Source organism: Polaromonas sp. YR568, from assembly GCF_943371715.1.
Lineage (GTDB): Bacteria > Pseudomonadota > Gammaproteobacteria > Burkholderiales > Burkholderiaceae_C > Polaromonas.
The window spans coordinates 45,163-64,918 of the sequence record NZ_CALRVW010000005.1 but is presented as its reverse complement, the minus strand read 5'-3'; the positions used below and the strand labels follow the sequence as shown (position 1 = coordinate 64,918).

The following is a 19,756-nucleotide window of genomic DNA, read 5'->3' as shown; positions in this document are numbered from 1 at the left end:
CAGCGGCCGGTCCGCCTGAAGCGCGATCAACGTTGCCGTCCCTCCCGCGGGCAGGGTCAAGGCCGCCGGCGGCTTGACCTTTCCACCATGGGAAGGTTTATCCTTTTCACGAAGCTGTTCAGGCCTTCAACATGAAAGGGATGCTTTCCATGACACACACTTTTCACCCTCACCCTGATGGCGTGGCTGACGGCCCCGCGCACGGCGCCGGACATGACCACAGTCCAACCCACTCTGACGACCCGGCCGGTCTCAGGGACCCCGTCTGCGGCATGACCGTCACCCCAGCGTCAGGGCACCAGCTCGAGCACGAAGGCAGGTCCTGGTATTTCTGCAGCGCCGCCTGCCTGGCAAAATTCGCAGCCCATCCGTCGGCCTGGCTCGACAAACCAACAACTGCACCCGCCCCAAAAACAACAACCGCAGCTGCCGATGGCCAGGCCGGGGCCACCGTCTACACCTGCCCCATGCACCCGGAGATCCGGCAGGATCACCCCGGCAACTGCCCGATCTGCGGCATGACGCTGGAGCCGGTCATGCCGAGTCTCGACGACGACAACCCGGAGCTCCAGTCCTTCACCCGCCGCTTCTGGTGGACGCTGCCGCTGACCGTGGTGGTGACTGTGCTGGCGATGGCCGGCCACCAGTTCGGCTGGTTCGACATGGCCACCCAGAGCTGGATCGAGCTGGTGCTGACTGTGCCGGTGGTGCTGTGGGCAGGCTGGCCGTTTTTCGTGCGGGGCGCGCAGTCGGTCATGCATCGCAGTCCCAACATGTGGACCCTGATCGGCCTCGGGACGGGCGCCGCTTTTGTTTACAGCGTGGTGGCCACCGTGGCGCCCGGCGTGTTCCCTGACTCGTTCGTTTCCATGGGACGCGTGGCCGTCTATTTCGAGGCGGCGGCCGTCATCATTTCGCTGACACTGCTCGGGCAGATGCTGGAGCTGAAGGCGCGCTCGCAGACCTCCGCCGCCATCAAGTCCCTGCTGGGCCTGGCGCCCAGGACCGCGCGACGCATCCGGGCCGACGGCACGGAAGAAGACGTGCCGCTGAGCCATGTGCATGTGGGCGACAGCCTGCGCGTGCGCCCCGGCGAGAAGGTGCCGGTCGACGGTGTCGTCACCGAAGGTAGCAGCGCGGTCGACGAGTCGATGCTCACCGGCGAACCCCTGCCGGTGAGCAAGCGGGCGGGCGACAAACTCATTGGCGCCACACTCAACACCAGCGGCGCCCTGGTCATGCGCTCCGAACGTGTGGGCGCACAGACCATGCTGTCGCAAATCGTGCAGATGGTGGCGCAGGCCCAGCGCTCGAAGGCGCCCATGCAGCGTATGGCCGACCAGGTGGCCGGCTGGTTTGTCATGGCCGTGGTGGCGGTGGCGGTGCTGACCTTTTTCGGCTGGGGGTTTTTCGGCCCGCAGCCCAGCTGGGTGTATGGCCTGATCAACGCGGTGGCGGTGCTGATCATCGCCTGCCCCTGCGCGCTGGGCCTGGCGACGCCGATGTCCATCATGGTGGCCACCGGCAAGGCGGCCGGCCAGGGCATTCTTTTCCGCGATGCGGCAGCGATCGAACATCTGCGCACGGTCGATGTGCTGATCGTTGACAAGACCGGCACGCTGACAGCCGGCAAGCCGGCCTTCGACCGGGCAGTCCCGGCCGCCGGCTTCAGCGCCGACGAGGTATTGCGGCTGGCCGCCAGCCTGGACCAGGGCAGTGAACACCCGCTGGCAGACGCCATCGTCAATGCGGCACGCGAGCGCGGCCTGGCGCTGGACAAACCCGAGAGTTTCGAATCGGCAAGCGGCATCGGTGTCAGCGGGCGTGTCGCCGGCCGCACACTGGCTCTCGGCAACACCGCGCTGATGGCGCAGGCCGGTGTGGCTGTGGACGCCTTGCTGACGCAGGCCGAAGCGCTGCGCGCCGAAGGCGCCAGCGTGATGCACCTCGCCGTGGACGGCCAGCTCGCCGGCCTGCTGGCCGTGGCCGATCCGGTGAAAGCCAGCACGCCCGAGGCGCTGGCGACGCTGAAGGCCGCCGGCCTGCGCGTGATCATGGCCACCGGCGACGGCCTGACCACTGCCAGGGCCGTCGCCACACGCTTGGGGCTAACCGAGGTCCACGGCGGCGTCCAGCCCGCCGACAAGCTGGTGCTGGTCAAGCGCCTGCAGGAGCAAGGCCACATCGTGGCCATGGCAGGCGACGGCATCAATGACGCACCGGCCCTGGCCCAGGCCAATGTGGGCATCGCGATGGGAACGGGGACCGACGTCGCCATGAACAGCGCCCAGGTGACGCTGGTCAAGGGCGACCTGCGCGGCATCGCACAGGCGCGGGCGATCTCGGAGGCCACCATCGCCAACATGAAGCAGAACCTCGGCTTTGCCTTTGTTTACAACGCCCTGGGCGTCCCGCTCGCCGCGGGCCTGCTCTTCCCCTTCACCGGCTGGCTGCTGTCGCCGATGATTGCAGCCCTGGCGATGAGCCTGAGCTCGGTGTCCGTGATCAGCAACGCGCTGAGGCTGCGCAAGGCACGTCTGCCCGCCTCTGCGTGATCGGTTTGCGCGCAACACCCTCAGCCTGTCCGGCCGGGCCAGGTGCCCGCGCGCCCTTACACTGCCGCCATGCCTTCCCTGCCTGACTTCTCCACCCTGCTGGGCCTGAGCGTGGCATTGGGCATCGGCCTGCTGGTCGGCGCTGAACGCGAACGCCGCAAAGGCCGCGGGCCGACGCGCGGCGCGGCCGGCATACGCACGTTTGCGGTGGCCTCGGTGCTGGGCGCCGTCGGGGTGTTGCTGGGCGGCGGCCTGTTGCTGGCGGTGGTCGCCCTGGTCATAGGCGCCCTGGCCGTCGTGTCCTACCAGCGCACCCGGGAGCAGGACCCGGGCATGACCACCGAGATTGCCCTGCTGCTGACCTGCCTGCTCGGCGGGCTGGCAATGCGCAACGCGGCCCTGGCAGCCGGTGTGGGCGCGGCGCTGGCGGCGCTGCTGGCGGCACGCAACCGCCTGCACCATTTTGTGCGCAGCGTGCTGACCGAGCGCGAGCTGCACGATGCGCTGCTGTTTTCAGCGGCGGCCCTGATCGTGCTGCCGCTGGCCCCGGACCGTTTCATGGGGCCCTTCGGCGCTCTCAACCCCCATGCCATCACCCAGCTGGTGGTGCTGGTGATGGCGGTCAGCGCGCTCGGCTACGTGGCGACGCGCGCACTGGGTCCGCGTTACGGCCTGCCGCTGGCCGGGTTTGCGGCAGGCTTCATTTCGAGCACCGCGACCATTCATGCCATGGGCACACGCGCGGCCGGAGCGAAGGCCCAGGCGGACGGGGCCATCGCCGGGGCAGTGCTCTCCAGCCTGGCCACCATGGTGCAGCTGGCCGTCGTGGTTGCGGCGGTGCAACCGGCGCTGCTCGACACTCTGAGATGGCCGCTGATTCTCGGCGGTGTGGCGGCATGCGCCTACAGCCTGCTGTTCTTCCCGCGCGGCGCACCCGCGGCCAACCCGGCAACCAGCCGCCCGGAACAACAGGACCTGGGCCGGGCCTTCGACCTCAAGACCGCGCTGGCGTTTGCCGCCATCGTCGCTGTCGTGCTGGTGGTGTCGGCCGCGCTCAGCGCCTGGCTGGGCGAACGCGGCACGCTGCTGGCGGCCGCAGCCACCGGACTGGTCGATGCCCACGCCACCGCCGCCTCGGTTGCCTCGCTGGTGGCGGCCGGCAAGCTCCCGCTCGACGCCGCCCTGTGGCCCATCCTCGCCGGTCTGAGCACCAATTCGCTGATGAAGGCGGTTGTGGCCTTCCACGCCGGGGGTGCCGCCTACGCGGCGCGCATCGTACCGGGGCTGGTGCTGATGATTGCCGCGGTCGGGCTGGGCGTGTGGCTGGGGTGAAGGAATCGCGCATGCCAGCTGATGTCACCGCCCCCGGGCTGTTTACCGACGAAACCTCCCGCACGCGCTGCGCCTGGTGCGAGGCCACGCCACTGTATCGCCACTACCACGACACCGAATGGGGTTTCCCGGTGGCCGACGAACGCCGGCTGTTTGAAAAAATCTGCCTGGAAGGTTTCCAGGCCGGCCTGAGCTGGCTGACCATCCTGAACAAGCGCGAAGCCTTTCGCAGCGCGTTCGCCAACTTCGATGCCGAACAGGTGGCGCGTTTTGACGCCGCCGATGTCCAGCGCCTGCTAGCCGATGCAGGCATCGTGCGCCACGCCGGCAAGATCGCCTCGACCATCAACAACGCCCGCCGCGTGCTGGCGCTGCGCCGCGAGTTCGGCTCGCTGGCCGCCTATGTCTGGCGGCTCGAACCGGACGCTGCGAGCCGGCCCGAACACATCACGCTGGAAGCCGTGCGCGCCCTGCCCCATTCGCCCGCCTCGGCGGCACTGTCCAGAGACCTGAAAAAACGCGGCTGGACCTTTGTCGGGCCAACCACGATGTACGCCTTCATGCAGGCCATGGGCCTGGTCAACGACCACCTTGAAGGTTGCGCCAGCCGCGAGCTGGCGCTGGCGGCACGCGTGGCCTTCACGCCACCGGTTTGAAGGCCACAGCCAACTGCTACTGAATCCATAGCTGCTTGCGCCCGTGATTAATGGGCTGGAGGCCTTTTTTGCTCCAACCCTGGCGCGTGGCATTCTTTTCAGCAGCCCCGCCGTGCTGCGCGGCCAGCCGAGGCGGCCGAACCAGGCACCGCCGGCCACCGCCCAGGCATTGAGCACGCCGTAGATCACCAGCGCCACCGCCTGCGCCAGAAAAACACCGGCCAGGCCGCCGCCCCAGCGCAGGGCCAGCCAGCCGCCGGCAAGGGCCACCGCCAGCCGCGCCAGGTTGCCGAGCACCGGCCAGAGCAGCCGCCCGGCCCCCTGCGACGCAAAATAAAGAGCCAGGCCAAGTCCGAAAAAACCATACACCGGCCCCACCACCCGCAGGTAGGCGCTGCCGGCTTCGATCATGGCCGGGTCGCTGTTGAACAGTGAGAGCCAGGCCTTGGGAAACGCCGCGGCCCACAGGCCGATGGCCTCGGTCATCACAAAGGCCATGCCCGCGCCAATCCAGGTGGCATGCAGCGCGCGTTCACGCAGGCCGGCGCCCATGCAGGTGCCGACCATGGCGACAAGCGGCGCACCGAAACCGAACACCAGCGGCACCAGCAGATACTCCAGCCGCGAGGCCGTGCCGTAGCCGGCAATCGCCGCGGTGCCGAAGCCGCCGACCAGCGCGGTGGTGATGCCGATCGCCAGGTTGGTGGCGACGGTGGACACCGTGCCGACCAGGCCGACACGCAGGATGTCCTTGAACAACACCCAGCGAAACCGGATGTGCGCGAACGCGGGATGCAGCAGGCTTTTCGGCGACCACAGGTAGGCCGCCAGCACCAGGCTACCGACGAGGTAATAGGCCAGCAGCGCGATGGCCCCGCCGGCGATACCCAGCGCGGGCAGCGGCCCCCAGCCGAAAATCAGCAAGGGTGACAGCGGCAGCAGTACCAGCGCACCCAGCACGGTGACATTGGCCGGCACCGCCATGTTGCCGGTGCCGCGAATCACCGCCGACAAGGTGTTGAAAATCCAGACCAGCACGGCGCCGGCAAACACCCAGTTGGAATACACCATGGCCGCCTCCAGCGCGCCGCCGGTGCCGCCCATGCGGGCATACAGCCAGCGCCCGCCGCCCAACACCGCCACCGTGAACAGCAGCGCAAACACTGCAGCGATGACCAGCGCGTGGAGTACCAGCGCATCGGCATCGTCCCGGCGCCGCGCGCCCAGCGCCCGTGCAATCGCCGAGGCGATGCCGCCGCCCATGGCGCCGGCCGAGGTCATCTGCATCAGCATCACCACCGGAAACACCAGCGCCATGCCGGCCAGCGCGTCGGTGCCGAGTTTGCCGACGAACCAGGTTTCGATCAGGCCGACGGCCGCCTGCGCCAGCATGACCAGCACATTGGGGGCGGCCAGACGCAGCAGGGTCGGAGCGATGGGCGCTTCCAGCAGAAGTCGCGTTCGAGGGTCCAGGGTGGTCATGCTTCACACGCCTTATGCCAGCGTGGCCGCACGCGGTATCGGCGCCTCGCGGATCGGCAGGTTCACGAGCGCGGCGCCCGCGGCCAGCACGATGTCGATGTACCAGACCCAGTCGTAGCTGCCGGTGGCCTGGAACACATAACCGCCGAGGTAGGCGCCGAAAAAACCGCCGATCTGGTGCGCCAGCATCACGATGCCGAACAGCATAGCCATGTTGGCCGTGCCGAACATCTTGGCCACCAGGCCCGCCGTTGGCGGCACGGTCGAGAGAAAGGTCACACCCATGACGGCGGCAAACACCAGCATCACCGCCGGTGTTTTCGGCGCCAGCAAAAAGATCAGCACAGCGATGCCGCGCGTCGCGTACAGCAGCGCCAGCAACGACTTCATGCGCCAGCGGCCCACGGCCCAGCCCATGACCAGGCTGCCGACGATGTTGAACAGGCCGATCATGGCCAGCGCCCAGCCGCCGATCTCAGGCGGCAGGCCGCAGGCGGCCACCACACCCGGCAGGTGCGTGGCCAGAAACGCCACGTGGAACCCGCAGACGAAAAACCCCAGGCTCAGGTATCGGTAACTCGGCGTAGCCAGCGCCTGGCGGATGGCCTGGCGGGCGCTCAGTGCTTTCTTGCCGGAGGCGGCCGCCGCCTGCGCTGCCAGGGCGTTCGAGTTGCCCTGAAGCACCCACACCGCCGGCAGCGCCAGCAAAATCAGCACACCCAGCCACTGCATCGCGTTGGCCCAGCCGACGGCCGCCGTCAGGCCTATCGCAATCGGCGCCATCGCAAACTGGCCGAAGGAGCCACCCGCGTTGACGATGCCGCTGGCGAAGCCGCGTTTTTCCAGCGGCACCAGGCGTGCGGTCGCCGCCATCAGCACCGACGGGCCGGCCATGCCCGCACCACCCGCGGCGAGCACACCAATGGCAAAAATCAGGCCCGCCGTGCTGGTCATCAGCGGCGTGAGGATGGTGCCTGTGGCCACCAGCAACACGCCCAGGAAGATCACGCGGCCGGTTCCGATGCGGTCGGCCACCGCGCCGGCAAACGGCTGGGTCAGCCCCCACCACAACTGGCCGAAGGCAAAGGCCAGGCTGATGCTGCCTATGCCCAGCGCGGTCGAGGTATTGAGCGCCGACAGGAACAGGCCCATGGTCTGGCGCACGCCCATGGTCAGTGCAAAGGTGCCGGCCGCGGCCAGCAGCACCAGCCACAGCGCGACATGCCGCCTGGCAGAAGAGGAAGAGAACGAGGAAGGGGAAGGCTTATTCATCATCGGCTCCGGATCCGGTTTCAACGGGGGACAGCAGCTCCAGCGACTCATTGATCAGGCCATGCAGCGCCAGCACGCGCTGCGCGCCGAGCAGGTGGTTCAGCCCCTCCTGGGCGACCTTCCAGCGATGGCGGGCCTCTTCGCGTTTGGCACGGCCGGCCGCCGTGATGACCACGCTGCGGCTGCGCGCATCGGTGCCAGCGGCCAGCTCGATCCAGCCGGCATCGATCAGGGGTTTGAGGTTGCGCGTCAGGGTGGAGGCGCTGACCTTCATGCTTTGCGCGAGCTCGCCGGGGCGCAAGGGCCCGAGTTTGAGGACATGGGACAGCAGCGAATACTGGGTGGTCTTCAGGCCCGCCTTCGCCATCTCGAGGTCGTAATAGGTGGCGACGCGCCGCATCAGCTGGCGCAACTTCAGGTTGGTGCAACCCAGGGCTTTCAGATCGGCCTGGGTCGCGGCAACAGTTTTTCTGGACATGCGATAATTGTAGCTGCAATTGTTGCAGCTGCAATCAAAGGAGAAGCAATGACCCCGGAAGAAACAATGGCGTTATGGAACGAGGAGCGCAACACCGTCGTCGAACGCATGCTGGCCGGCGGCGGCAAACCAGGCCTGGCCCACCCGTCCATGGTGGCCGGCAAGAGCGGGCTGGAGATCATGCAGGCCATGCTGGCTGGCGAGCTGCCCTTTCCCCACATTGCCGACACGCTGGATTTTTCGCTGGTGGAGGTCGGCCCCGGCAAAGCTGTGTTCCAGGGCACGCCGCAGCTCAAGCACTACAACCCGCTGGGCACGGTGCACGGCGGCTGGTACGCCACGCTGCTGGACTCGGCGCTGGGCTGCGCCGTGCACACCATGATGCCGGCGGGCCGCGCCTACACCACGGCGGAACTCGGCGTCAATATCGTGCGGGCGGCGTCGCACCAGACCGGGCCGCTGCGGGCCATCGGCACGGTCATCCACTGCGGCCGGCAGCTGGCTACCGCCGAAGCCCGCATCGTCGGGCCGGACGGCAAGCTGTATGCCCACGCCACCACCACCTGCCTGGTGTTCGAGGTGCCGCCGCCCAAAGCGGCCTGACGCCCGGACGGGGAGGTTTTCCTAGACGGGCTGCCCCGCCGCCCTGGGCTGGGTCCGGACCTGCTCCACACGCCGGTTCACCAGCGCCGCGGCGAGCATCCATTTGGCGCGCGTCAGCCAACCGAGCGCGAGCTCCGCATGGTCCTTGCTGCTGTAGAAATGCTCGGGGTCGTGCGCCACGCCCCAGTCGTGCAGCGGCAGGCTGGCCGGGTCGGAAACGTTGTACTGCGCATGCGCGGCATGCCGGCCATCCCAGAAATGCATGCCCCGGACATGGATGCCGTAGCCCACCAGACAGCCGGTCTGGCTCAGCAACTGCGCGGCCTGTGCCTCGAGCAGGGAATCCGTCACATAGGTGTCGGTCTGTACCCAGCGCCCGTCCAGGTACACCTCCGCCACGGCATGGGTGATGGTGCTCTGCGGCACATCGATGATGCCCTTGAGAAAAGCGCTGGAGAGGGTCACAAAGCGCAGCCGGGCAGGCACGCCGACCGAACGCAGCATGGCCACCAACAGCGTGCCCTTGGTGTGGCAGTCGCCACGCCCGGCCTTGAGAACAGCCGCCGCCGGCACATGGTCGAAACCGGCCACGCAGCCAAAAGGCAGCGACTTGACGAAGTCGTGAAGGGCCACGGCCTTCCGGGTTGGCGTGGTCGCCAGCTGCGTGATGCGCATGGCCTGGATACGGAGTTTGGGGTCATCAAGATCAAGCAGGCGGGTGGAGCACAGCCAGTCCTGGGGTTGATCGGTCAGGGAAGACAGGGGCATGAATGGGAGGGGCGATGAATTGCCGGCCATTATGCCGCCTGGTAAGCGTGAATTTCCCGCTGTGGCACCGGGTGTTCGGGATTGCCGGACAATGCCAACACCTGTTCACAAGGAAGCGAAACACAATGAGACTCCTGCACACCATGCTGCGCGTTGGCAACCTGCAACGCTCGATTGATTTCTACACCCAGGTGCTCGGCATGACACTGCTGCGCACCTCGGAAAACCCCGAGTACAAATACAGCCTGGCCTTTGTCGGCTACGAAGGCGGCAACCCGGGCCAGGCCGAGATCGAGCTGACCTGGAACTGGGACACCGACAGCTACGAGATGGGCACCGCCTACGGCCACATCGCACTCGGCGTGCCCGATGCCTACGCCGCCTGCGACAAGATCAAGGCCGCCGGCGGCAACGTCACGCGCGAAGCCGGCCCGGTCAAGGGCGGCACCACGGTGATTGCTTTTGTGACTGATCCGGATGGCTACAAGATCGAGTTGATTGAGCGCAAGAACGATACGGGTGGTGCGGGGCTGCGTTAACTCCGGGGATTTTTTGCATCACGCTGCGCCTGCGGTCTGCCCTGGACAGTAGGACGGACTCCCCACTCCCTCCCCCCGCCCCTCCCTCGCCCCGCTGGGCGATGGCGGGGAGCCTCATTTGGCCGCGTGTGCTGCTCTCGCGTGCAAACATGACGGTCTGTTGACTCCGTCCTGCCGCGCTACGCGCGTCAGGACTCCTCGCACCCGATCCCGCATTTCGTCCCCCACCCGTCGGGCTGGGCCGAGGAGCGCAGGCAAAAGCGGATCAGGGCTCGCGATTGTCTGAGCCGAAGGCGAGTTCGAGCGAGACCCCGTTTTTGTCGAGCACCGCAGGTTGCCCCGAAGCGCAGCGCAGGGGACCCAGACCATCGGGTCGCCTTCTCTTTGCTTACTTTCTCTTGGCGACGCAAGAGAAAGTGAGTCGCCCGCCGGGGCGAGACCCGGCTTGGTGGAAGCTCCAACACTGTTCAAGCCTGCACAGGCTTCGACAAGCTCAGCCCGATCGGTGTGCTACGACGCTACAAATTCAATAGCTATATCCGCTTTAAGGACAAGGGCTGACAGCCATTCTTATTCATAACTTCCAATCAGGAACAAACACCCGGCCAGTCGGGCCAAGACCGAACTCGACCCCATCTGCTACGATGCCCCAGCTCATTCAGCCACAGAAAGTCGCACCTACCCGATGAAGCCGGCCTCCCTGAAAGCGGCGAAATCCACCGCCGCCGATTCCGAAAAAATCCCGCGCAATGCGCGCCAGAGCCGGGAAAGAATCATGGCGGCAATTCGCGTCGCGGCGATTGCCGAGTTCAGCGAAAACGGCCTCAAGGGCACCTCGACCCAGGCCATCGCCGCGCGCGCCGGTCTCACCAAGCCGCAGTTGCACTACTACATCAAGGGCAAGGAAGAACTCTACGAAGAACTGCTGATGTCGGTGATCTCCGACTGGAAAGGCATGTTTGATACCAGTGTGGCCGACCCCGGCAAGGTGCTGGGCGGCTACATCCGCTCGAAAATCCACCTCGCTTTCGACAAGCCCGAGGTCTCGCGCATATTCACCCGCGAGGTGCTCGACGGCGGCCGCAACCTGGAGAAATTCTGGCCAGACTCGCGCAAACACACGCGCGAGAAGGTCAACATCATCAAGGGGTGGATTGCCCGTGGCCTGATGAAACCGGTGGACCCGTACACGCTGCTGATGAGCATCTGGGCCATGACGCAGTTTTACGCGGACTCGGCCCTGCAGGTGCAGCAGCTGATCAAACCCGCCCAGGCGGACTGGATGCCGGACCGCGACACCCTGGTAAAAGAACTCACCACGCTGATACTGCGCGGCTGCGGCATCAAGCCGTCCTGACACTTTTCCTGACACAGGGTGACCCCGCCGGTCCTTGACCTGGCACAAGCTTTGCGTATTCCTGACCAATCGATCAGATTGATTGGTCAAAATTGAATACCACCCGCCCCTTCCCCCTCCTTGAGCCCACGGCAGTGCACGCAGATGGTGCACACATCACGCCGCCGGTGCACACCCCTTCTCCTCTTGTCCAGCGGGGGCCTGCCGGCCGTACCTGATGCATGTTCTTGTTATTTACTGCCACCCAGTGGAAACCAGTTTTCATGCCGCGCTGCACAAGGAGGTGGTAGCCAATCTCCTGGCCGCCGGCCACACGGTGGACGACTGCGACCTGTACGCCGAGGGTTTCAACCCGGTGCTCTCGCGCGAGGAGCGCCTGGGTTACCACGACGTGCCGTCCAACCAGTTGCCGCTGGCGGCGCATGTGGACAGGCTGCGCCAGGCCGAGGCCATCGTCTTCTGCTTCCCCACCTGGTGCTTCGGGCTGCCGGCCATGCTCAAGGGTTATTTCGACCGCCTCTTCATGCCCGGCGTGGCCTTCGACCTCAGCGACCCGGCCAATGTCAAACCCATGCTCACCCACATCAAGCGCATCTCGGCCGTGGTCACCTATGGCCGGCCGCGCTGGGTGGCCTGGTACATGGGCGACCCGCCGCGCAAGATGATCACGCGCTACATGCTGCGCCTGACCGGGAACGCAGCGCGCGTGGACTTCCATGCGTACTACCACATGAACGTCGCCACCGAGCCACGCCTGAAGCGTTTCCTGCAGCGGGTCGGCCAGGCCATGGCAAGGTTCGCATGAAGGCACCCGGGTCCATCGTCAACGCCCGCCTGCCGCGCTGGCTGCTGCCGTCCGCCTGGCCCGGGGCCGCGGGCGGGCCGGCATTGGCTGAACTGACGCTGGCCGACGGCCGCATCAGCAGCGTCGCCCCCATGGCCGACCGGACAGAAGTGCTACCCGACAGCATGTGCTGGAACGTGCGCGGCGCACCGGTGCTGCCCGGCCTGGTGGACGCCCACACCCACCTCGACAAGACCCTGACGCTGCCGCGCATCGGCCAGGTGCAGCCCGGGTTGCTGGCGGCGATTGACGCCATGATGGCGGACCGCGCCGGCTGGACCGAAGACGATGTGCATGCACGCGCCAGCCACGCGCTCGACTGGGCCTACCAGGCCGGCTGTGTGCACCTGCGCAGCCACGTCGACTGGTGGGAGGCCGACGGCAGCCCGCTGGCCTGGGAGGTGCTGGCCGGCCTGGCGGCCCAATGGCGTGGCCGCATTCACCTGGAGCAGGTCAGCCTGATCAAGCTGCCGCTGTTTCGCGAGCTGGCGCAGGCGCGGCGCCTGGCCGCACGGGTGGCGGCCACCGGCGCCCATGCGGTGCTGGGCGCGTTTGTGCACAGCTCCAACTGGGACGCCGAGGCGCTGCGCCATGTTTTCATCGCCGCCGCGGAAGCCGGGCTGGACGTGGACCTGCATGTCGACGAAGAGCTCAACCCCGACGCCCGCGGGCTGGCGACCACGGCCGCCATCGTGCGCGAGATCGGCTTTGGCGGGCGTGTGGTCTGCGGCCACACCTGCGCCCTGGCCGCGCAAGCCGACAACGAGGCTCTGGCCACGCTGGACGCGATCGCGCCCCTGCCCATCACGCTGATCACCCTGCCGATCACCAACCTGCTGCTGCAGGACGCGGCCACCGGCCGCACGCCGCGGCTGCGCGGCCTGACGCTGGTCAAGGAAGCACGCGCGCGCGGCATCCCGGTGCTGGTGGCCAGCGACAACGTGCAGGACCCGTTTTGCCGCGTCGGCAGTTACGACCCGGTGGAAGCGCTGGCCGCGGGCGTGCTCGCCGCGCAACTCGGGGCACCGTTTGATGACTGGTCGGACAGCCTGTGCCGCCGCGACTGGCTGCGCCGCACGCCCGACAGCGCACCCACCCTGGTCGGGGCTGCGGCCGACCTCGTGATTTTCAGTGACGCCGACGCCTGGGGCTGGCCTTCGCGGGCGTCGCGCCGCGTGGTCCTGCGCGGCGGTGTCCCGCTCGCCCCACCGTCCCCGCTTTCCCCTTCTTTTCCCCCGCCCGAAAGACTGCACCCATGATTCACGGCTACATCCCTTCCCACCGATTTCTCCCCTACCTGAGCTGGACCGAGATCAGCGCGCTGCCGGACCGCGACAACACAGTCATCGTGCTGCCGGTCGGCGCCATCGAACAACACGGCCCGCACCTGCCGTGTTCGGTCGACAGCGTCATTTCTTCCGGCGTGCTCGGCAAGGCGCTGGAGAAGCTGCCCGCCGCGATTCGCGCCTTCGGCCTGGCGCCCATCACCTATGGCAAGTCGGACGAACACCTGCATTTCCCCGGCACCATGACGCTGACCGGCCCAACGCTGTTGGCCACCATCACCGAGATCGGCGAGTCGGTGTACCGCGCCGGCTTTCGCAAGCTGCTGCTGGCCAACGGCCACGGCGGCCAGCCGCAGGTGCTGGAAATGGCGGCGCGCGAGCTGCGCCTGCGCCATGGCGACTTCGTCATCGTGCCCTACCATGTCTCGCGCCTGCCCAATTCCTCGGGCCAATACATCTCCGACCAGGAACGCAAGCTGGCGATGCACGCCGGGCATTCGGAAACCGCGCTGATGCTGGCGCTGGCGCCCGATACCGTGCACATGGAACGCGCGGTCGCCAACTTCCCGCCGCCCTTTCCTTCCAAAATCCTGTCCGGCGACGGGCGGCCGGCCTGCGCCTGGACGGCACGCGACTTCGGCCCCAGCGGCGTGATCGGCGACCCGCTGTCGGCCACCCGCGAACAGGGCGAGGACATCCTCGACACCCTGTCGGACAGCTGGGTGCAGGCCATCACCGACCTGTTCCACATGCAGTGGGTGGTGCGCGACGTCCCGTCCTGGGGCTACGGCCACCAGCAGGGCCACATCCAGCAAACGCTGTGACACGCCGGCACCAGGCGCACAACTTGCATTGACCCTCCCACGATTTCGCTTCCGCTGTTCAACCTTCAACCGCTCCCCGAAAGGTCACCATGAAAACTTCCTTCACGCGCACCCTGCTCGCCGCCTCGCTCGGCATGGCCCTGGCGGCCGGCGTCCAGGCCCAGGCCCTGGAAAAATTCAGCTACATGACGAACTGGTATGCGCAGGCCGAACACGGCGGCTTCTACCAGGCGGTGGCCACCGGCCTCTATAAAAAATACGGGCTGGACGTGACCATCAAGATGGGCGGCCCGCAGGTCAACATCCTGCAGCTGATGGCCGCCGGCCAGACCGACTGCATCATGGGTTCGAGCGACCTGCAGATGATGATTGCGCGCAGCGGCGGCCTGCCCGTCGTCACGCTGGCGGCGGTGTTCCAGAAAGACCCGCAGGTGCTGATCGCCCACGAAGACGTCAAGAGCTTCGAGGACATGAAGGGCAAGACCATCCTGATCGCGCCCGCGGCCCAGCGCGGCTACTGGCTCTGGCTCAAAAGCAAGTACGGTTTTCAGGACTCGCAGACGCGTCCCTACACCTTCAACATCCAGCCCTTTGTGGCCGACAAGAACACGGTGCAGCAGGGCTACCTGACCTCCGAGCCTTTTGCCATCCAGAAGGCGGGCGTCAAGGCCAACACCTTCCTCTTTGCCGACGCGGGCTGGCCCACATACGCGACCACAATTTCCTGCATGGAAGACACGGTAAAAAACCGCAGCAAGGCCGCCGCCGCCTTCGTCCGGGGAACCATGGAAGGCTGGAAGAGCTATCTGGCCGACCCGGCGCCGGGCAATGCGCTGATCAAAAAGGACAACCCCAACATGAGCGACGAGCAGCTGGCCTACAGCGTGGCCAAGCTCAAGGAAATGGGCATTGTGACCGGCGGCGGCGCCGCCAAAAACGGCATCGGCAGCATGGACATTGAACGCGTCCGAAAGAACCACGCCTTCCTGCTGGAAAACAAGCTGGTGGACGCCGGCAAGCTCGGGCCAAGCCAGGCCTACAACTTCGACTACATCAAGGACCTGAAGGTGATGCCTTGATGCGCGAACCACCCGCTGTCCTGGCCGGTACCCTGCAGGACAACGCAGCGCCCGCCGTCGAGGTGCTGTCGGCGCACAAGACCTACCCGAACGGGACGGTCGCGTTGCAGCCGGTGGAACTCACCGTGCAGGAGGGCGAGTTCGTCACCCTGCTCGGGCCATCGGGCTGCGGCAAAAGCACGCTGCTCAAGATGATCGCCGGCCTGCTCGAGCCCACCGACGGCCGCCTGCTGCTGTGGCGCAAGCCGGTCGCGGCGCTGGAAGAATCGCAGCGCAAGCTGGCCTTTGTGTTCCAGTCGCCGACGCTGATGCCCTGGGCCAGCGTGGCCACCAATGTGCGCCTGCCGCTGGACCTGGCCGGCGTGGCGCGGCCCGAAGCGGAGGTCCGCGTCGCGGACGCACTGGCGCTGGTCGGCCTGGCCAGGTTCGCCAAGGCCTTGCCGCGCAACCTCTCGGGCGGCATGCAGATGCGGGTGTCGATTGCGCGCAGCCTGGTGGTGCAGCCCAACCTGCTGCTGATGGACGAGCCCTTCGGCGCACTCGACGAGATCACCCGCCACAAGCTCGACGCCGACCTGCTGGCGTTGTGGCGCGAGAAAAAACTCACGGTGATTTTTGTCACCCACTCCATCCATGAAGCGGTCTTTCTCTCGACACGTGTGGTCATGATGGCCGCGCGCCCCGGCCGCATCACCGAAGAGGTGCTGATCGACGAGCCCTACCCGCGCAGCCACGACTTCATGGTCACGCCGCATTTCGCGGCTTATGCCAAGCGCCTGCAGGACAGCCTGCTGCGCGCCAGCCACGACACCGACGAGGAAAATCAGCCATGAGCCACGTCCCCGCCTTCGCCTCGCCGCGCGTTCAGCGCGTGCTCTACCCTTCGCTGGTCGCCGTCGTGCTGCTGGCCGCCTGGCAGGGCCTGGTCACCGGCTTCAAGCTGCCGCCCTACTTGGTGCCGTCGCCGCTGCTGATGTTCCAGACCCTGGTGACCGACTGGCAGTCGCTGGGCGGCTCGCTGCTGGTGACGCTGAAGATCACGCTGCTGTCCTTCCTCGCGGCCACCGTGGTCGGCGTGCTGATCTCGTTCCTGTTCGTGCAAAGCCGCAAGATAGAAACCGCGCTGTTTCCCTACGCCGTGCTGCTGCAGGTCACGCCCATCGTGGCGGTGGCGCCGCTGATCATCATCTGGGTCAAGGATCCGACCGCCTCGCTGGTGATGTGCGCCTCGCTGGTGGCGCTGTTTCCCATCATCTCCAACACCACACTGGGACTGCGCAGCATCGACCCCGACCTGCAGAGCTACTTCGCGATGAACCGCGCCAGCCGCTTGCAGACCCTGGTGCGGCTGCGCATCCCGAGCGCCCTGCCCTACTTCTTCGGCGGCCTGCGCATCTCCAGCGGGCTGGCGCTGATAGGCGCGGTGGTCGCGGAATTTGTCGCCGGCACCGGCGGTGCAGCCACCGGCCTGGCCTACCAGATCCTGATGGCCGGCTACCAGCTCAACATCCCGCGCATGTTTGCCGCGCTGCTGCTGATCTCGCTGGCCGGAGTAGGCCTGTTCGCCCTGATGGCCTGGCTGACCAAGCTGGCGCTGGGCTCCTGGCACGCCAGCGAACTCTCGCGCGACTGAGGCCGGCGCCCGCTGCACGCTACCTTTTTAATAGCTGCTGGCGCCCGCTCCATAGGGGCCAACAGCCAATAACACTTGAAAGATCCACGGTGAACGCTCCCGCCCATCCCATCGAACAATTACACGCCGAACTCGCCGACCTGGACTGGGTCACCGACGAAGGCCGCATCACCCGCCTGTCCCAGGATTTTTCCTGGTTCAGCCCGGTGCTCAAGCGCCAGCTGGAAGGCAAACGCGCCGCCGCAGTAGTGCGCCCGCGCAGCGAAGAAGAAATCCGCCGCCTGGTCAGCCTGTGCGCCCGCCTGCGCGTGCCCATCACCGTGCGCGGCAGCGGCACCGGCAACTACGGCCAGGCCGTGCCGCTGCAGGGCGGCGTGGTGCTGGACATGAGCGGCTACAACGCCTTCCTCTGGGTGCGCGGCAGCACCGGCCGCGCCCAAGCCGGCATCCGCCTCGGTGACTTTGACAAGGCCGCGAAACCGCACGGCCAGGAGTTGCGCTGCATCCCCTCCACCTTCCGTAGCGCCACCCTGGGCGGCCTGTTCGGGGGCGGCTTTGGCGGTGTCGGCTCCATCAACTACGGCCCGCTCGCCGCGCGCGGCAACATCCTCGGCGTGCGTGCCATCACCATCGAGGAAGAGCCGCAGTTCATCGAGCTGCGCGGCCCTGAGGCCCTGCTGATGCACCACATGTGGGGCACCAACGGCCTGGTGCTGGAAGTGGAAGTCGGCCTGGCGCCGGTGCACGACTGGATGGAGAACATCGTCACCTTCGGCAGTTTTGACGAGGCGCTGGAATTCGGCGACGCGCTCGCCCGCGCGCCGGGCATCGTCAAGAAAGAAGTCTGCCTGCTGGCGGCGCCGATTCCGGACTACATGAAACAACTGGCCGACTACCTGAGCCCCGGCTGCCACGCGGTCATCGTCGCCGTGGCCGCAGCCTGCGAGCCGGCGCTGCTCGAGCTGGTGGCCCAGTACCGGGGCACGGTCACCTACCGCAGGACGGCCGAAGAAATCACTGCCACCAACCGCACGCTGATGGAATACACCTGGAACCACACCACGCTGAACGCACTCAAGGTCGACAAGGGCATTACCTACCTGCAAAGCGCCTTTGTCGCGGGCCGGCATGTCGAACAGGTCAAACACATGGAACAGCTGCTGGGCGGCGAGGTGCTGATGCACACCGAGTTCATCCGCAACATGGACGGCCTGCTGACCTGCACCGCGCTGCAGCTGGTCAAGTTCACGACCGAGGAGCGCCTGCAGGAGATCATGCAGATCTACCGCGACAACGGCGTCCGCATCAACGACCCGCATGTGTTCATCGTGGAAGACGGCAAGGCCGGCGGTGAACTGTCGCCAGGTGTTCTGGAAACCAAGCGCCGCTTCGATCCGCTGAACCTGCTCAACCCGGGCAAGGTGCGCGCCTGGATGGATGCATGAGCGCGGACGCAGGCATGGGCCGGCCCATGGCCAACTACGCGGCCGCACGGCGTGCCGGTGATTTCGTGTTTGTCAGCGGCGTGGTGGCGGTCGATCCGCTGCGCCAGACCGTGGTGCAAACCTATGAGCAACTGCCGCCGCAGGCCCTCGACGCACTGCGCGGCCTCGGCTACGTGACCGGCCAGCTGACGGTGGACATTTACGAGGCGCCGGCGGTCGCGCAAAGCTGGCTGGTGCTCGAGCGCATCCGCCAGCTCGCGACCGAACATGGCGGCAGCATGGACGATGTGGTCAAGCTGGTGCAGTACTTCCGCGACCTGCGCCACTACCCTTTCTACAACCGCGTGCGCGGCCTGTTTTACCCCGGCGAGCCGCCGGCCAGCACGGTGGTCGAGGTGTCGCGTTTCATGCCCGGCGACGGGGCGCTGATTGAAGTGGAGGCCACAATTTATCTGCCCAGGTGAGGCATGGCATGCCGGATACGGCATGAAATTTGCGTCTTGATTTTCAGAGTAGAAGCAGGCAACGGTCCAGAGACCGCGGGTCATTGCTCTGGCGGCGGGAATTTTCCCGACGTGCGCCATGGTGGCGCTTTGTGTTGATCAACATAACCGGAGAAACTGCATGTCATTCCCTACCCTCGTTCGCAAGACCCTGACGACGCTCGCGCTGGCTGCCACGGCCAGCCTGGCCCACGCCCAGGACAAGGTCACCTTCCTCACCTCCTGGTATGCACAGGCCGAGCACGGCGGCTACTACCAGGCCGTGGCCACCGGCATCTACAAGAAACACGGGCTCGACGTCACCATCAAGATGGGCGGGCCGCAGGTCAACGCGATCCAGATCATCGCCGCCGGCCAGGCCGACTTCATCATGGGCAAGGACTTCCAGACCCTGTCGGCCATCGAGAATGGCGTGCCCCTGACCACGGTCGCCGCCGTGTTCCAGATGGAGCCGCAGGGCATGGTCACGCATCCCGACGTGAGCAGCCTGGCCGACCTCAAGGGCAAGACCATCCTGCTGGCTACCAGCGGCCGCACCAGTTGGTGGCCCTGGCTCAAGATCAAGCACGGCCTGAAGGACGACCAGACCCGTCCCTACAGCTTCAGCATGGCGCCCTTTTTCGCCGACAAGAATGTGGCGCAGCAAGGCTACCCCGGCTCCGAGCCCTTCCTCGCCGAGAAGGCCGGCCAGAAAATCAAGTTCTTCCTGTTCGCCAATGAGGGCTACCCGCCCTACGGCAACACCATCGTCACGACGCGGCAGATGGTCAAGGACAAGCCCGAGCTGGTGCAGCGCTTCGTCAAAGCCACGCTAGAAGGCTGGAAAAGCTACCTGGACAACCCAGCGCCGGGCAACGCCCTGATCAAGCAGGACAACCCCAAGATGGAAGACGAGCTAATCGCCTACTCGGTCAAGACCATGAAGGAGATGAAGTTCCTCGACGGCGGCGATGCGGCCAAAGCGGGCGCCGGTGTGATGACCGATGCACGCTGGAAACAGACCTACGACCTGATGGTCACCAGCGGCCAGCTCAAGCCGAACCCGAACTGGCAACAGGCCTACACGCTGCAGTTCCTCAAGGACCTGAAGAAGTAAGGCA

18 protein-coding genes and 1 pseudogene are annotated in these 19,756 nt (G+C 66.4%); 15 read left to right on the top strand and 4 right to left on the bottom strand.

Annotated elements, in window-relative coordinates; all coding sequences use genetic code 11:
- Positions 1-149: 149 nt before the first annotated feature.
- The 3 genes from AAG813_RS05510 (at position 150) to AAG813_RS05500 (ending at position 4,543) form a co-directional block, all read left to right on the top strand.
- Complete coding sequence (locus tag AAG813_RS05510; RefSeq protein ID WP_341912659.1) at positions 150-2,555, top strand: heavy metal translocating P-type ATPase; 2,406 nt, start codon at positions 150-152, stop codon at positions 2,553-2,555.
- 69 nt (positions 2,556-2,624) lie between these two features.
- Positions 2,625-3,887 carry a DUF4010 domain-containing protein gene (locus tag AAG813_RS05505; protein ID WP_341912656.1) on the top strand — a complete coding sequence of 421 codons (1,263 nt, stop codon included), beginning with the start codon at positions 2,625-2,627 and terminating at the stop codon, positions 3,885-3,887.
- A gap of 11 nt (positions 3,888-3,898) precedes the next feature.
- Positions 3,899-4,543: a DNA-3-methyladenine glycosylase I gene (locus tag AAG813_RS05500; protein ID WP_341912654.1), complete on the top strand. Its 645-nt coding sequence runs from the start codon at positions 3,899-3,901 to the stop codon at positions 4,541-4,543.
- 81 nt (positions 4,544-4,624) lie between these two features.
- On the opposite strand, the pseudogene AAG813_RS05495 reads toward AAG813_RS05500, so the two are convergent.
- From AAG813_RS05495 to AAG813_RS05485, 3 genes and pseudogenes are all read right to left on the bottom strand, one after another.
- Positions 4,625-6,025, bottom strand: a pseudogene (locus AAG813_RS05495) (MATE family efflux transporter); the annotation flags it as partial.
- Between the two features lie 12 nt (positions 6,026-6,037).
- Positions 6,038-7,300 carry an MFS transporter gene (locus tag AAG813_RS05490; protein ID WP_341912652.1) on the bottom strand — a complete coding sequence of 421 codons (1,263 nt, stop codon included), beginning with the start codon at positions 7,298-7,300 and terminating at the stop codon, positions 6,038-6,040.
- Positions 7,290-7,775, bottom strand: a complete 486-nt coding sequence (locus tag AAG813_RS05485; protein WP_341912650.1) for a MarR family winged helix-turn-helix transcriptional regulator — start codon at positions 7,773-7,775, stop codon at positions 7,290-7,292. Before AAG813_RS05485 ends, AAG813_RS05490 begins: the two co-directional genes overlap by 11 nt.
- A 48-nt stretch (positions 7,776-7,823) precedes the next feature.
- Between AAG813_RS05485 and AAG813_RS05480 the strand changes: the two genes are divergently transcribed.
- Positions 7,824-8,378, top strand: coding sequence for a PaaI family thioesterase (locus AAG813_RS05480; RefSeq protein ID WP_341912648.1), 555 nt, complete (start codon positions 7,824-7,826; stop codon positions 8,376-8,378).
- A 21-nt stretch (positions 8,379-8,399) separates the two neighbouring features.
- Here the strand turns inward: AAG813_RS05480 and AAG813_RS05475 are convergent, their stop codons facing one another.
- A complete protein-coding gene (locus AAG813_RS05475; protein ID WP_341912644.1) occupies positions 8,400-9,146 on the bottom strand; it encodes a transglutaminase-like domain-containing protein in 747 nt (248 codons plus the stop codon).
- Between the two features lie 125 nt (positions 9,147-9,271).
- Between AAG813_RS05475 and gloA the strand changes: the two genes are divergently transcribed.
- From gloA to AAG813_RS05420, 11 genes are all read left to right on the top strand, one after another.
- Positions 9,272-9,685, top strand: a complete 414-nt coding sequence (gene gloA, locus AAG813_RS05470) for a lactoylglutathione lyase (RefSeq protein ID WP_341912641.1) — start codon at positions 9,272-9,274, stop codon at positions 9,683-9,685.
- 685 nt (positions 9,686-10,370) lie between these two features.
- The gene (locus tag AAG813_RS05465; RefSeq protein ID WP_341912639.1) at positions 10,371-11,042 is read left to right on the top strand and encodes a TetR/AcrR family transcriptional regulator; all 672 of its coding nucleotides are present in this window, start codon (positions 10,371-10,373) and stop codon (positions 11,040-11,042) included.
- 217 nt (positions 11,043-11,259) lie between these two features.
- The gene (locus AAG813_RS05460; protein ID WP_341912637.1) at positions 11,260-11,847 is read left to right on the top strand and encodes an NAD(P)H-dependent oxidoreductase; all 588 of its coding nucleotides are present in this window, start codon (positions 11,260-11,262) and stop codon (positions 11,845-11,847) included.
- Positions 11,844-13,145: an amidohydrolase family protein gene (locus AAG813_RS05455; RefSeq protein WP_341912635.1), complete on the top strand. Its 1,302-nt coding sequence runs from the start codon at positions 11,844-11,846 to the stop codon at positions 13,143-13,145. The genes AAG813_RS05460 and AAG813_RS05455 overlap by 4 nt, the downstream gene beginning before the upstream one ends.
- Positions 13,142-13,996 carry a creatininase family protein gene (locus tag AAG813_RS05450; RefSeq protein WP_341912633.1) on the top strand — a complete coding sequence of 285 codons (855 nt, stop codon included), beginning with the start codon at positions 13,142-13,144 and terminating at the stop codon, positions 13,994-13,996. Before AAG813_RS05455 ends, AAG813_RS05450 begins: the two co-directional genes overlap by 4 nt.
- Before the next feature lie 134 nt (positions 13,997-14,130).
- Complete coding sequence (locus AAG813_RS05445; RefSeq protein ID WP_341912913.1) at positions 14,131-15,075, top strand: ABC transporter substrate-binding protein; 945 nt, start codon at positions 14,131-14,133, stop codon at positions 15,073-15,075.
- Positions 15,075-15,908, top strand: coding sequence for an ABC transporter ATP-binding protein (locus tag AAG813_RS05440; protein ID WP_341912631.1), 834 nt, complete (start codon positions 15,075-15,077; stop codon positions 15,906-15,908). The genes AAG813_RS05445 and AAG813_RS05440 overlap by 1 nt, the downstream gene beginning before the upstream one ends.
- Positions 15,905-16,708, top strand: a complete 804-nt coding sequence (locus AAG813_RS05435; RefSeq protein WP_341912629.1) for an ABC transporter permease — start codon at positions 15,905-15,907, stop codon at positions 16,706-16,708. Before AAG813_RS05440 ends, AAG813_RS05435 begins: the two co-directional genes overlap by 4 nt.
- Before the next feature lie 89 nt (positions 16,709-16,797).
- Positions 16,798-18,153 (top strand): FAD-binding oxidoreductase, encoded by a 1,356-nt coding sequence (locus tag AAG813_RS05430; RefSeq protein WP_341912627.1) that lies wholly within the window; start codon positions 16,798-16,800, stop codon positions 18,151-18,153.
- Positions 18,150-18,617 (top strand): RidA family protein, encoded by a 468-nt coding sequence (locus AAG813_RS05425; protein ID WP_341912625.1) that lies wholly within the window; start codon positions 18,150-18,152, stop codon positions 18,615-18,617. Before AAG813_RS05430 ends, AAG813_RS05425 begins: the two co-directional genes overlap by 4 nt.
- 160 nt (positions 18,618-18,777) lie before the next feature.
- Entirely contained in the window at positions 18,778-19,752 is a 975-nt protein-coding gene (locus AAG813_RS05420) for an ABC transporter substrate-binding protein (protein WP_341912623.1), read from the top strand.
- The last annotated feature ends 4 nt before the right edge of the window (positions 19,753-19,756 follow it).